We start from the raw sequence: 13,080 nt of genomic DNA on the forward strand, positions 1-13,080 counted from the left end.
CGGGTAGCGGGTAAACCCGTCGCAACCCGTTTTTACCGCACGTTTTCGACCTCCGCTTACACTTACGCTCGCCCAGCCGAATTCACGAGAATCCACGAGACAGCACGCATAGCCTCATACGAAATATGTCCGATACAACCACGTCCTTGCCCCCCTATCCCGACTTTCGTTCGCGTGAGTTCCTGCTCGATCACGCGCTGCGGACCATGACCTTTTATCACCCGCACTGCATGGACCCGGCGGGCGGTTTCTATCATTTCTACAAGGATGACGGCACGCTCTATGACCGCAAGTCGCGGCATCTGGTGTCGAGCACCCGCTTCGTTTTCAACTACGCAATGGCGTACAAGCACTTCGGGCTCGATGAGTATCGCGGCGGCGTGCGGCATGGCATCGAGTACCTGCGCGAGTTTCATCGTAATGCGCAGACCGGCGGTTACGCGTGGACGCTCGACGGCCGTGATGTCACCGACGCCACGAATCATTGCTACGGCCTCGCGTTCGTCGTGCTGGCCTATGCGAAGGCGCTGGAAGCAGGCTTCGAAGAAGCGCGCGGGTATCTGGAAGAAACCTGGGACCTGATGGAAACGCACTTCTGGGACGCGGCGCACGGCTTGTACAAAGACGAGGCGAGCGCGGACTGGGTGGTGTCGGAGTATCGCGGACAGAACGCCAACATGCATGCCTGCGAAGCGATGCTCGCGGCTTTCGAGGCGTCGCAGGATGTGCGTTACCTGGACCGCGCCGCGCTGCTCGCGGACAACATGGTGAATCGTCAGGCCGCGCTTGCCGGCGGGCTGGTCTGGGAGCACTACAAGCCGGACTGGTCGGTCGACTGGGAATACAACAAGGGCGACAAGACCAACATCTTCAGGCCATGGGGATTTCAGCCGGGCCATCAGACCGAATGGGCGAAGCTGCTGCTGATTCTGGACCGGCATCGTCCGGATGCATGGCACGTCACGCGGGCTCGGGAACTGTTCGACCGTGCGCTGGATTTTTCGTGGGACCACGAGCATGGCGGGATGGTTTACGGCTTCGATATCAAAGGCGAGTTCTACGACGAGGACAAGTATTTCTGGGTCCAGGCAGAGTCGCTGGCCGCCGCCGCGTTGCTCGCCGATCAGGCCGCACAAGCGGGGGATTCGGCCATGGCCACGCGTTACTGGAACGATTACGACCGGTTGTGGACCTACAGCTGGGACCATTTTGTCGATCACAAATGGGGCGCGTGGTACCGCATACTCGCTCGCGACAACACGAAATACAGCAACGAAAAAAGCCCGGCCGGCAAGGTCGACTATCACACCATGGGCGCATGCTACGAAGTACTAAACGTCGTGTCTTGACGTAGTACGGGTATCGCCTGCCTGCCCACTCTGAATCAACGATCAACAAACGGAGCCAAATATGAAAACCAAAGCCGCCATTGCATGGGAAGCCGGAAAGCCGCTCACCATCGAGGAAGTCGATCTCGAAGGACCGCGCGCCGGTGAAGTGCTGATCGAAGTGAAGGCGACCGGCATTTGCCATACCGACTACTACACGCTGTCGGGCGCTGATCCGGAAGGCATCTTCCCCGCCATTCTCGGGCATGAAGGCGCGGGTATCGTGGTCGATGTCGGTCCGGGCGTAGGCACGTTGAGGAAAGGCGATCACGTCATTCCGCTCTATACGCCCGAGTGCCGCCAGTGCAAGTTCTGCCTGTCGCGCAAGACCAATCTGTGCCAGGCGATCCGTTCGACGCAAGGCCGTGGATTGATGCCGGATGCCACGTCACGTTTTTCCATCGACGGCAAGCCGTTGTTCCATTACATGGGGACTTCGACGTTTTCGAATTACATCGTCGTGCCGGAAATCGCGGTGGCGAAGGTGCGTGAAGATGCGCCCTTCGACAAGATTTGCTACATCGGTTGCGGCGTGACGACGGGCGTGGGCGCGGTCGTGTATTCGGCGAAGGTCGAAGCCGGCGCGAACGTGGTGGTGTTCGGGCTGGGCGGCATCGGCTTGAACGTGATCCAGGGCGCGAAGATGGTCGGGGCGGACAAGATCATTGGCGTCGACATCAACCCGCGCCGCGTCGAGCTTGCGAAGAAGTTCGGCATGACGCACTTCATCAACCCGAACGAGGTGCCGAATGTCGTCGATCACATCGTGCAGTTGACCGATGGCGGCGCGGACTATTCGTTCGAATGTATCGGCAACACGAAGGTGATGCGCCAGGCGCTGGAATGCACGCATAAAGGCTGGGGCCAGTCGTTCATCATCGGCGTGGCGGCAGCGGGCGAGGAGATCTCGACGCGGCCGTTCCAGTTGGTCACCGGCCGTGAATGGAAGGGTTCGGCATTCGGCGGCGCGCGTGGGCGTACCGATGTGCCGAAGATCGTCGACTGGTACATGGAAGGCAAGATCAATATCGATGACCTGATCACGCACACGCTGCCGCTGGAGCGCATCAATGAAGGTTTCGACCTGATGAAGAAGGGCGAATCGATCCGCTCGGTGGTGTTGTACTAAACGTATCAGGCGAAGCGTGAGCCGGGGTGGCGCGCTGCCTCGGCAAAAAAATCGAAGGGATGAGGCAATGCTAGAGCTTGTGGAAGAACATCGGTGCTGGGGTGGCGTGCAGCGAACCTATAAACACGATTCCGAATCGATCGGCTTGCCGATGCGGTTTTCGGTGTTTTTGCCCGCCGAGGCCTCCAAAGGAAAAGTGCCCGCGTTGTTCTATCTTGCGGGGCTGACTTGCACGGAAGAGACCTTCCCGATCAAGGCCGGCGCGCAGCGTTATGCGGCTGAGCATGGCATCGCGCTGATCGCACCGGATACCAGCCCGCGCGGTGCCGGCGTGCCGAATGAAAGCGCGGCGTGGGACTTCGGCGTGGGTGCGGGATTTTACGTCGATGCGACGCAGGAACCGTGGGCGCGTAACTATCGGATGTACTCGTATGTGACGCAGGATCTGCTTGCGGCGGTGCTTGCTGAATTGCCGGTACGTGAGGATCGGCTGGGAATTTTCGGGCACTCGATGGGCGGTCACGGCGCACTGGTTCTCGCGTTGAAGAACCCGGACATTTATAAGTCGGTGTCGGCACTCGCGCCAATCGCCGCGCCTTCGCAATCGCCTTGGGGCGTGAAGGCGTTTTCGGGTTATCTCGGCGAGGATCGGGAAACGTGGAAGCAGTATGACGCTAGTGAACTGGTGAAAACGGCGGCGTCGAAATTTGAAGGAGGGATCCTGATCGACCAGGGTCTCGCCGATAATTTCCTCGCGGCGCAGTTGCATCCGGATCTATTCGAAGCGGCGGCGAAGGCGGCAGGGCAGGCGGTGACCGTGCGCAAGCATGACGGCTACGACCACGGGTACTACTTCATCTCGACGTTTATCGGCGAGCATATTGCGTTTCATGCACGGACGCTGTGTGCTTGAGAGCGGTTCAGGCGGAAGCGCGTGATGCGCTCCCGCTTTCGATTCATTTCCGTCCCAGCAAACTCAACCCATAAACCCCTGCTGCCAGGATCGTGATCCAGAAGCTTGTCGGCCAGTCGGTGTAATACGCCAGCGTCAATCCCAACCACGCTTGCACCAACGCAAAAACCGCCGAGAGCAGTACGCCGGTCGACAGCCGCGTCGCCACGTTTTGCGCCGCCGCGGCTGGTCCCACCATTAACGCGAAGACCAGCAAAACACCCACTATCTGCGTCGATGCCGCCACCGCCAGTGCCGTGATCGCCAGAAACAGGATGGACACGAGTCGCAGCGATACGCCTTTCGCCTCGGCCAGTTCCGGTTGCAGCGATGCGAACAGCAACGGCCGCATGATGATCGCGAGCGCGCCGAGGCTGACCACCGCGAGCCCGGCGAGCACCACCAGCGTTTCATGGCTCACGCCGAGCACGTTGCCGAACAGCAGCGCAGTCGCCTGGCTGGCGTAGGCGGTAAAGAAGTGCAGGAACAGCAAGCCGAAGCCGAGCGACAACGTCAGGATCACGCCGATAGCGACATCGCGTCCGGTCAGCTTTTCGCCGAGCGCACCCATGCCGATACCGGCCACGAGCGTGAAGCCGATCATCCCCCAGAGCGGCGACATGCCGACCAGCACCGCGCCGGTCGCACCTGTGAAACCCACGTGCGATAACGCGTGACCCGCAAAGGTCTGACCGCGCAACACAAGAAAGTAGCCGACCACGCCCGCGAGCACCGCGACAATCCCCGACGCCGCGAAGGCGTTTTGCATGAACTCGTATTCAAACATCGTGGGAATGCTTTCCGGTGTGGTGGTGAGCGTGACCGTGCGCGTGGCCATGGTCGTGATCGTGGGAATGTCCTTCGGCGCCGTCTTCGTGCGCGTGGTCGAGCTTGTCGACTTCCACGTCGCCGGCCATCACGAAGATGCGGCCGTTCACACGCATCACGTCAATCGGCGATCCATATAGCTGCGATAAAACCGGCTTCGTGATGACTTCATCGATCGTACCGAGCGCCGCGCGCCCATTGCCGAGATACAGCACACGGTCGATGGAGTTGAGCAGCGGATTGAGTTCGTGCGCGGAGAACAGCACGGTAATGCCGAGTTCACGCTGCACGCTGCGCACGAGATCGACTACGCCGGTTTGATGACGCGGATCGAGGCTGATCAGCGGTTCATCGAGGAGCAGGAGTTTCGGGTCGCCGAGCAGGCATTGTGCGAGCAGCAAACGCTGCCGTTCGCCGCCCGACAGCTCGGACAACGGCCGTGTGGCAAGCGCCCGGGCGCCGACCAGATCGAGCACGCGATCGACATCGGCATGTGCTGCCGCGTTCCCGAGCGGCAGGCCCCAGCGATGACCATCGGCGGCCATGGCGACGAAGTCGCGGCCGCGCACATGCCGTCCGGCGAGACCGCTGCGCGTTTGCGGCATGTAGCCAATCGACGGATTGCCGCGCACGACCGGCGCGCCGTTCACGCGAATCACGCCCTTCGATAACGGCAGCAACCCCAGCATCGCGCGCATGAGCGTGGTCTTGCCGGCGCCGTTCGGACCCAGCACGCCGATAAACTCGCCCGCCGCGACGCTGAAGCTGGCGTCCTTGAGAATCGATCGTCCGCCGAGTTCGAGCGCAACATGCTCGACTTCAAGCGCGCCGGCTTTACCCCGCGTCGACTCCGCTTTCGGAACCGTCATTGCAACGCGCCCGAAAGCGCGACCGTTCTATTGCCACATCCCGTCATTGTGTCTTTCCCTGCAGCGCAACCGACAAAGCGTCGAGCTGCGACGTCATCCATGTCTGGAAGGTCTTGCCGGCGGGCAGCGTCTCGGTGACGCTGATGCTCGGCACGTGTGAATCGTGGGCCACTTTCAACATGCGTTTCGTGAGTGCTTCCGTTGCCTGGCTGTTATAGATCAGCACGTGCACGCGACGCTCGCGCAGATCCTTTTCGAACGCAGCGATATCCGTTGCGCTCGGTTCCGTATCGTTCATCGCGGCAAGCTGGAAGCTGTTGTTGCGCATGTCGAGGCCGATTGCGTCCGACATATAACCGAACACCGGTTCCGTCGCCGTCACGGGTACGCCCTTGTATTGACTTTTCAGCGCGGCGACCTTGTCGTCGATGGGTTTCACCGATGCCAGGAACGTCGCCAGACGCGCATCGTAGTCAGCCTTGTGCGCCGGGTCCGCCTGGACCAAATATTGACTCACCGCTTTCGCCACCGTCGGCATGGTCGCCGGGTCGTACCAGAGATGCGGATTATCGCCGGATTTCCTGCCCATCAGTTGCGCCGCGACGATGGTCGTGCGCCCCTTGCCCTTCGATGCCGACAGCAGCTTGTCCATCCACGGATCGTAGTCGGCGCCGTTATACACGACAAGCGTCGCATTCTGCAACGCGCGCGCGGTCTTCGGGCTGGCTTCAAACAGATGCGGATCTTCGTCGGGGTTGCTCAGGATGCTCGTCACCTGGACATGATTGCCGCCGAGCTGGCGCACGACATCACCATAGAAATTCTCGGCCGCGACCACCGGCACCACGCCCGTGGGCGACGTTTGCGCTGTGGCTGTGCCGCAAAAGCTCACCGATAAAAAGGCGGCGCAGGTCAGGATGGCGGTGGCAAGTTTGCTCATGGTGTTTCCTGGAATGAGGGTGGATAGAGGCTGATGATGTGCGTAGCGTTCTCGTTCTGCGTGCTCGCCGCAGAGGCATCGCGATCGTTCGAATCGACGGCGATGATATAACGTATCACTCCGTTTTGCATCCATTGGCGTATTACGAAAGCCTGTCCGCGACTCTTCCCAGGCGTTGTTCAATTCCCGCAAACCCGCGCCGGTTGGGGTTTTCCCGCAGTTTTGGGATGCTTTGCGCGCCGCACCATCGAAACATGGCGGCGTGCCTTGACACCGCCTCACGCGTCACCGATCATTCGACCAAACAGAGAGCAATTGATCGCGTGAAGAGCGTTCGCTCACCATCGACGCGTTTCAAGTGTTGGATTTTCAAGAAGTCGAATCAGAGACGAATCGGAGATAAGCCGTGAGACTGCAGGACAAGGTAGCGATCGTGACGGGTGCGGCAAGCGGAATTGGCGAAGCGGTCACGAAACGATTTCTGGACGAGGGCGCGAAGGTTGTCGTCGTCGATCTGAAGGACGAAGCCGAGTTGGCGCAGCGTTTCCCGGAAAGCGCCGGGCGTGTGCTTGCCTTGAAAGCCGACGTCACGAAGCGTGAAGACCTGGAGCGCATCGTCTCGTCCACCGTCGATAAATTCGGCGGCATCGACATCCTCTTCAACAACGCGGCGCTCTTCGACATGCGCCCGATCCTCGACGAATCCTGGGAAATCTTCGACCGCCTCTTCTCGGTCAACGTGAAGGGCATGTTCTTCCTGATGCAACTGGTGGCGCAACGCATGGTGGAGCAGGGCCGCGGCGGCAAGATCGTGAACATGTCGTCGCAAGCCGGGCGTCGCGGCGAGGCGCTGGTCTCCCACTATTGCGCGACCAAAGCCGCCGTGATCAGCTATACGCAATCAGCCGCGCTGGGCCTCGCCAAGCATGGCATCAACGTGAACAGCATCGCACCGGGTGTTGTCGATACCCCGATGTGGGAGACCGTCGACGCGCTCTTCGCGAAGTACGAGAACCGCCCGCTCGGCGAGAAGAAACGTCTGGTTGGAGAAGCTGTGCCGCTCGGCCGCATGGGCCTGCCGAACGACCTGACGGGCGCGGCGCTGTTCCTCGTATCGGCGGATTCGGACTACATCACGGCACAAACACTGAACGTGGATGGCGGTAACTGGATGAGTTGACAGCGGGCTTTGCAAGCGTGCAAACGCACGCAAGGCGTCGCAGTGAAAATGATTAGCGAAGTTGATTAAAGCAACACCTGTACTACCCGAGTATCGACTGCTGCAAGCAACGCAACGCAAGACCAGCGCCCGTGCTAACGATAAAGGAGACGAAACAACATGAAACGCGCCAACTTCACCCTCAAGAACCTGCCGATGCGCTCGCTCGCATTCGCTGCATTCGCCGTTGCCGCGATCGCGCCAATCGCCGCAAAAGCCGCAACCGTGACGATTGCCACGCTCAACAACCCGGACATGATCGAGTTGAAGAAGCTGTCGCCGGCATTCGAAAAAGCGAATCCGGACATCCAGCTGAAGTGGGTCATCCTCGAAGAAAACGTGCTGCGTCAGCGCGCCACGACCGACATCACCACGAACAGCGGCCAGTTCGACGTGATGGCGATCGGCACGTATGAAGCGCCGCAATGGGGCAAGCGCGGCTGGCTCGCGCCGATGACGAACCTGCCGGCCAGCTACGATCTCGACGACGTGGTGAAGACCGCTCGCGACGGTCTCTCGTATAACGGCCAGTTGTATGCGTTGCCGTTCTACGTCGAAAGCTCGATGACGTATTACCGCAAGGACTTGTTCGATGCCGCCGGCCTGAAGATGCCCGACCAGCCGACCTACGACCAGATCAAGCAGTTCGCCGACAAGCTCACCGACAAATCCAAAGGCCAGTACGGTATCTGCCTGCGCGGCAAGGCGGGTTGGGGCGAGAACATGGCATTTTTCTCGACGGTCGTGAATACGTACGGCGGCCGCTGGTTCGACGAAAAATGGGATGCCCAGCTCAATACCCCGGAATGGCACAAGGCCCTTACGTTCTACTCGGACCTGCTCAAGACCGATGGCCCTCCGGGAGCCAGCTCGAATGGTTTCAACGAGAACCTGACGTTGATGTCCTCGGGCAAGTGCGCAATGTGGATCGACGCGACGGTGGCGGCAGGCATGTTGTACAACAAGGCGCAATCGCAAGTGGCTGACAAGATCGGCTTCGCGGCAGCACCGATCGCGGTCACGCCGAAGGGCAACCACTGGTTGTGGTCGTGGTCGCTCGCGATTCCGAAGACCTCGAAGTCGCAGGAAGCCGCGAAGAAGTTCGCGACCTGGGCTACGTCGAAGGAATACATCGAACTGGCTGCGAAGGACGAAGGCTGGGCTTCGGTTCCCCCAGGCACGCGCAAGTCGACTTACGCCAATCCGGAATACAAGAAAGCGGCTCCGTTCGGTGACTTCGTGCTGAGCGCAATCGAATCGGCGAGCCCGACCGATGCAACGCTGCAAAAGGTGCCGTACACCGGTGTCCAGTTCGTCGGGATTCCTGAATTCCAGTCGTTCGGTACCGTGGTCGGCCAGTCGATCGCCGGTGTGGTCGCCGGACAGACGACTGTTGATGCCGCACTGACCGCGGGCAACGCCGCAGCCAATCGTGCCGTGAAACAGGCCGGGTACCAGAAGTAAGGACCCGAAAGCAGCAATCCATTTGCTGCGCCTAATGTAGGACAGCGGGCCGCGCCGCTTCTGTGAAGAAGCCGCGCGCGGCCTGCGCATCATCATCGAGAGGTGACACGATCATGAGTCAACTTAATCCCCCCCTCACAGACGGTTACGCGGAATCCGCCGCAGCGCGCGACAAGAAGCGCGCGAAGTCGGTCCGCTGGCTCATCATGCCGTCGACCGCCGTACTGTTCCTGTGGATGGCCATCCCGCTTGCGATGACCATCTGGTATTCGTTCTCCCGATACAACCTGCTTAATCCCGATGTCAAAGGGTTTGCCGGTATCGATAACTATGAATTCCTGGCAACTGATCCAGCCTTCCTGCCCTCAATCGTCCATACGCTTACGCTGATCGGATCGGTGTTGCTGATTACGGTGATTGGCGGCGTGCTGCTTGCCGTACTGTTTGACCGCAAGTTCATCGGCCAGGGTATTGCGCGGCTGCTTGTGATTGCACCGTTCTTCGTCATGCCTACAGTCAGCGCGCTGATCTGGAAGAACATGATCCTGCATCCGGTGTATGGCCTGATAGCGCAGTTGATGCGATCGCTGGGGCTCCAGCCGATCGACTGGTTCGGCGACTATCCGCTCTTTGCGGTGATCGTGATCGTTGCGTGGCAGTGGCTGCCGTTCGCGTTCCTGATTCTCTTCACGGCGATTCAATCGCTGGACCAGGAGCAGAAGGAAGCGGCTCGCATCGATGGTGCCGGTCCGTTCTCCATGTTCTTCTACATCACGCTGCCGCACTTGAAACGCGCGATTGCCGTGGTGGTGATGATGGAAACCATTTTCCTGCTCTCCATCTTCGCTGAAATCTATACGACGACCGGCGGCGGCCCAGGCACGGCGACCACCATCCTGTCGTACTTGATCTACGCGCTCGGCCTGCAGCAATTCGACGTCGGCCTGGCTTCTGCAGGCGGCATTCTGGCGGTCGTGCTGGCGAACGTCGTTGCGTTCTTCCTGGTGCGCATGCTCGCGAAGAACCTGAAAGGGGAGTACGAATCATGAGCCATCCCGTTACCGCAACAACGTCCGTGCCGATCCTCGACACGCTCAAGCGCGGCGTCCTGGGTGTGATCGCGTGGCTGTTCGCGCTGCTGCTGTTTTTCCCGATCTTCTGGATGACCATCACGGCATTCAAGACCGAGCAGCAGGCGTATTCGTCATCGCTGATCTTCTCGCCCACGCTGGACAGTTTTCGCGAGGTGTTCGCGCGCAGTAACTACTTTGCGTTTGCGTGGAACTCCATCCTGATCTCGGTCGGCGTCACGGTGATCTGCTTGTTGTTCGCCGTGCCGTGCGCTTACGCCATGGCGTTCTTCCCGACCAAGAAAACGCAGAAAGTGCTGCTGTGGATGCTCTCGACGAAGATGATGCCGTCAGTGGGCGTGCTCGTGCCGATCTACCTGCTGTGGAAAAACACCGGCATGCTCGACACAGTGTGGGGTCTGGTGATTGTCTATACGCTGATCAACTTGCCGATTGCCGTCTGGATGTCCTACACGTACTTCAACGAAATCCCGCGCGACATCCTGGAAGCGGGGCGGATAGATGGCGCGGCGACGTGGCAGGAAATCGTCTACCTGCTGATGCCGATGTCGCTGCCCGGGCTCGCCTCCACTGCGTTGCTGCTCGTGATCCTGTCGTGGAACGAAGCGTTCTGGAGCATCAACTTGTCGAGTTCCAACGCGGCGCCGCTGACGGTGTTCATCGCGTCGTATTCGAGTCCTGAGGGCTTGTTCTGGGCGAAGCTTTCGGCAGCTTCATTGCTCGCTGTGGCGCCGATCCTGATCGTCGGCTGGTTGTCGCAGAAGCAACTGGTGCGCGGCCTGACCTTCGGCGCGGTGAAATGAGTTGCAACGCGAGCTGCAACCCGAGCTTTAACCCGACGAGGCCGATCCAGTGAACCTGAACTTGTCCCAAGCCGGCGTACCCGGCGCGCTCGCGCCAGCCGATGCCCACGACGGGCATCTGCTGATCTGCGACTGCGACGGCGTATTGATCGACAGCGAAGCGATTGCGGGACGTGTGCTTGTGCAGGAGATGCAGGCGCTGTGGCCAGGCGTCGATGCCGAGCCGATTGTCACGCCGCTGCTCGGGCTGCGGATCGAGACGGTGCTGCTGCGCACGGCTGAAGCGCTTGGCCGGACGCTCGATGCAGACCAGATCGACGCAATTCGGGCGGTCGTGGAAGCCGCGGCCGTGGAAGGGCCGGCGGTCGACGGAATCGAGGCTGCGCTGGCCGCGATCAACTTGCGCAAAGCCTGCGCGAGTAACAGCTTTACGTCGTATGTGGAAGCCGTGCTGAACCGCACGGGTCTCGTGCGGTTTTTCGGTGAGCGTCTGTTTTGCGCCGATAAAGTGCCGAACCCGAAACCCGCGCCCGACGTGTACCTCGCGGCGGCGCGGACCATGCGGGTCGCGCCCGAACGCTGCGTGGTGGTTGAAGACAGTGTGACCGGTGTTACCGCAGCGGCGGCGGCGGGCATGACGGTGCTCGGCTTCCTGGGCGGTGGGCATGCAACTGAAGGACAAATTGATGCGCTGAAACGTGCTGGCGCAAGTGTCGTGTTCGATGAGATGGGACAGCTTCCCACGCTCGTCGGGCAGTGGCTGCAAAACGCAAGCTTCGAACTGCCGTGAGCCTCTTGCTCGCAGAAAACGAAGCCAAGTTAAAGACGGAGACTCCATCATGGCAAGCCTGAATCTGCGCAACATCAACAAGCGCTACGAAGAAACGGAAGTGATTCGCAGCGTGAACCTCGATATCGCCGATGGCGAGTTCGTCGTGTTCGTGGGCCCGAGCGGTTGCGGCAAATCCACGCTGATGCGAATGATCGCCGGGCTGGAAGATATCACCGGCGGCGACCTGACTATCGACGGCGTGCGTGTGAACGACCTGCAGCCGGCCAAGCGCGGGATTGCGATGGTGTTCCAGTCGTACGCGCTGTATCCGCACATGACGCTGTACGACAACATGGCGTTTGGGCTGAAGCTCGCCGGCACGAGCAAGCCGGAAATCGATGCAGCGGTGAAGCAGGCTGCGAAGATTCTGCACATCGATCATTTGCTTGATAGGAAGCCTAAGCAGTTGTCGGGTGGTCAGCGTCAGCGGGTGGCGATCGGCCGCGCTATCACGCGCAAGCCGAAGGTGTTTCTCTTCGATGAACCGCTGTCCAACCTTGACGCCGCGTTGCGCGTGAAGATGCGTCTGGAGTTTGCGCGGCTGCACGACGAGCTCAAGACCACGATGATCTATGTGACGCACGATCAGGTGGAAGCCATGACGCTGGCTGACAAGATCGTGGTGTTGTCGGCGGGGAATGTGGAGCAAGTCGGCTCGCCGAATCAGCTTTATCATGCGCCGCAGAACAAGTTCGTGGCGGGTTTTATCGGCTCGCCCAAGATGAATTTCTTTAACGCCGAAATTACGCAGGTGTTGAGCGATGGCGTGCTGGTGAAGTATGCGACGGGTGAGACGCAATTGACGGCGGTTGAGCCGGGGACTGCGAAGGTCGGCGAGTCGGTGACGGTGGGGATTCGTCCGGAGCATCTGCACGCGGGGACGGCGGCGACGGTGGAGCACGGGGTATCGGCGAAGACGATGGCCGTCGAGTCGCTTGGCGATGCCGCTTATCTGTACGCGGAATCGACGGTGGCGCCGGAAGGGATCATCGCCAGGATTCCGCCGCTGGAGCGGCATTCTCGTGGTGAAGTGTTGAAGCTTGGCGCGTTGCCGGAGCATTGCCATTTGTTCAACGCCGATGGGATTGCTTATCAGCGGAAGATTGTCGAGGTGTTGTCGGCAGCGTGAGGGGGTGTTTGCTCGCGCCGGTGGACGGAGGGGCTGGCGCGGGTTCTGGGGTTGGCGGTCGGGGTTGATGCCGGGTTGCCAGGTTCCTGCGTTAGCGGTCTGATTCGTTGCCGGGTTGCTGCTGCTTGGCTTGGCGGTCTGCTTGAGTTGGCTCATTTCTTTAGCACTATTAGCCACTGCGCGTGGCGGCGCGTCATTTCTTTGTCCAAAGCGACAAAGAAACGAAGCAAAGAAAGCGCTTTCAAAACGAGGGCTCATAAGTTGACCTAGCGTGCAGTTTCCACGTTTTTGGCACCCCAAAAGCACGGTGCTCGCAAGAGCGGCGGATGTGTGAAACCCTCCTTCTCCGAACACGGATACCCACACGCTTCGCCACCAGTGACTGAACCTGCCCAAAGGGCACCCCGCGCTATCCGCGGACAACCATCCACCAAAT

12 protein-coding genes are annotated in these 13,080 nt (G+C 60.2%); 9 read left to right on the top strand and 3 right to left on the bottom strand.

Annotated features, from left to right (window positions below; genetic code table 11):
* Positions 1-125 precede the first annotated feature (125 nt).
* The 3 genes from ACSOSP_RS16570 (at position 126) to fghA (ending at position 3,430) form a co-directional block, all read left to right on the top strand.
* Positions 126-1,349 carry an AGE family epimerase/isomerase gene (locus ACSOSP_RS16570; protein WP_455308381.1) on the top strand — a complete coding sequence of 408 codons (1,224 nt, stop codon included), beginning with the start codon at positions 126-128 and terminating at the stop codon, positions 1,347-1,349.
* Between the two features lie 61 nt (positions 1,350-1,410).
* Positions 1,411-2,517 (top strand): S-(hydroxymethyl)glutathione dehydrogenase/class III alcohol dehydrogenase, encoded by a 1,107-nt coding sequence (locus ACSOSP_RS16575; protein ID WP_031359612.1) that lies wholly within the window; start codon positions 1,411-1,413, stop codon positions 2,515-2,517.
* 67 nt (positions 2,518-2,584) lie between these two features.
* Positions 2,585-3,430 (top strand): S-formylglutathione hydrolase, encoded by an 846-nt coding sequence (gene fghA / locus ACSOSP_RS16580; protein WP_455308383.1) that lies wholly within the window; start codon positions 2,585-2,587, stop codon positions 3,428-3,430.
* 43 nt (positions 3,431-3,473) lie between these two features.
* On the opposite strand, the gene ACSOSP_RS16585 is transcribed toward fghA, so the two are convergent.
* From ACSOSP_RS16585 to ACSOSP_RS16595, 3 genes are read right to left on the bottom strand one after another with little or no spacing between them, the layout of a single operon-like run.
* Complete coding sequence (locus ACSOSP_RS16585; protein WP_455310995.1) at positions 3,474-4,256, bottom strand: metal ABC transporter permease; 783 nt, start codon at positions 4,254-4,256, stop codon at positions 3,474-3,476.
* The gene (locus ACSOSP_RS16590) at positions 4,249-5,166 is read right to left on the bottom strand and encodes a metal ABC transporter ATP-binding protein (protein WP_455308385.1); all 918 of its coding nucleotides are present in this window, start codon (positions 5,164-5,166) and stop codon (positions 4,249-4,251) included. The genes ACSOSP_RS16585 and ACSOSP_RS16590 overlap by 8 nt, the downstream gene beginning before the upstream one ends.
* Positions 5,167-5,209: 43 nt before the next feature.
* The gene (locus tag ACSOSP_RS16595; protein WP_455308387.1) at positions 5,210-6,106 is read right to left on the bottom strand and encodes a metal ABC transporter solute-binding protein; all 897 of its coding nucleotides are present in this window, start codon (positions 6,104-6,106) and stop codon (positions 5,210-5,212) included.
* A 406-nt stretch (positions 6,107-6,512) separates the two neighbouring features.
* Here ACSOSP_RS16595 and ACSOSP_RS16600 point away from each other — a divergent pair, with 406 nt between their 5' ends.
* The 6 genes from ACSOSP_RS16600 (at position 6,513) to ACSOSP_RS16625 (ending at position 12,644) form a co-directional block, all read left to right on the top strand.
* The gene (locus tag ACSOSP_RS16600) at positions 6,513-7,286 is read left to right on the top strand and encodes an L-iditol 2-dehydrogenase (protein ID WP_455308389.1); all 774 of its coding nucleotides are present in this window, start codon (positions 6,513-6,515) and stop codon (positions 7,284-7,286) included.
* 195 nt (positions 7,287-7,481) lie between these two features.
* Complete coding sequence (locus ACSOSP_RS16605; RefSeq protein WP_455310996.1) at positions 7,482-8,789, top strand: ABC transporter substrate-binding protein; 1,308 nt, start codon at positions 7,482-7,484, stop codon at positions 8,787-8,789.
* A gap of 113 nt (positions 8,790-8,902) precedes the next feature.
* A complete protein-coding gene (locus ACSOSP_RS16610) occupies positions 8,903-9,838 on the top strand; it encodes a carbohydrate ABC transporter permease (RefSeq protein WP_455308390.1) in 936 nt (311 codons plus the stop codon).
* The gene (locus ACSOSP_RS16615) at positions 9,835-10,683 is read left to right on the top strand and encodes a carbohydrate ABC transporter permease (protein ID WP_031359620.1); all 849 of its coding nucleotides are present in this window, start codon (positions 9,835-9,837) and stop codon (positions 10,681-10,683) included. The genes ACSOSP_RS16610 and ACSOSP_RS16615 overlap by 4 nt, the downstream gene beginning before the upstream one ends.
* Before the next feature lie 61 nt (positions 10,684-10,744).
* Positions 10,745-11,473 (top strand): HAD family hydrolase, encoded by a 729-nt coding sequence (locus ACSOSP_RS16620; protein ID WP_455310997.1) that lies wholly within the window; start codon positions 10,745-10,747, stop codon positions 11,471-11,473.
* A 49-nt stretch (positions 11,474-11,522) separates the two neighbouring features.
* Positions 11,523-12,644 carry an ABC transporter ATP-binding protein gene (locus tag ACSOSP_RS16625; protein WP_455308391.1) on the top strand — a complete coding sequence of 374 codons (1,122 nt, stop codon included), beginning with the start codon at positions 11,523-11,525 and terminating at the stop codon, positions 12,642-12,644.
* Positions 12,645-13,080 lie beyond the last annotated feature (436 nt).

The sequence above is a fragment of the Caballeronia sp. KNU42 genome (assembly GCF_053760385.1).

Bases quoted from the DNA above. Each gene is read 5' to 3' on its own strand.
- fghA (WP_455308383.1), top strand. From the start codon at position 2,585: ATGCTAGAGCTTGTGGAAGAACATCGGTGCTGGGGTGGCGTGCAGCGA.
- ACSOSP_RS16615 (WP_031359620.1), top strand. From the start codon at position 9,835: ATGAGCCATCCCGTTACCGCAACAACGTCCGTGCCGATCCTCGACACG.
- ACSOSP_RS16605 (WP_455310996.1), top strand. From the start codon at position 7,482: ATGCGCTCGCTCGCATTCGCTGCATTCGCCGTTGCCGCGATCGCGCCA.
- ACSOSP_RS16625 (WP_455308391.1), top strand. From the start codon at position 11,523: ATGGCAAGCCTGAATCTGCGCAACATCAACAAGCGCTACGAAGAAACG.
- ACSOSP_RS16575 (WP_031359612.1), top strand. From the start codon at position 1,411: ATGAAAACCAAAGCCGCCATTGCATGGGAAGCCGGAAAGCCGCTCACC.
- ACSOSP_RS16610 (WP_455308390.1), top strand. From the start codon at position 8,903: ATGAGTCAACTTAATCCCCCCCTCACAGACGGTTACGCGGAATCCGCC.
- ACSOSP_RS16585 (WP_455310995.1), bottom strand. From the start codon at position 4,256: ATGTTTGAATACGAGTTCATGCAAAACGCCTTCGCGGCGTCGGGGATT.
- ACSOSP_RS16590 (WP_455308385.1), bottom strand. From the start codon at position 5,166: ATGACGGTTCCGAAAGCGGAGTCGACGCGGGGTAAAGCCGGCGCGCTT.
- ACSOSP_RS16595 (WP_455308387.1), bottom strand. From the start codon at position 6,106: ATGAGCAAACTTGCCACCGCCATCCTGACCTGCGCCGCCTTTTTATCG.
- ACSOSP_RS16570 (WP_455308381.1), top strand. From the start codon at position 126: ATGTCCGATACAACCACGTCCTTGCCCCCCTATCCCGACTTTCGTTCG.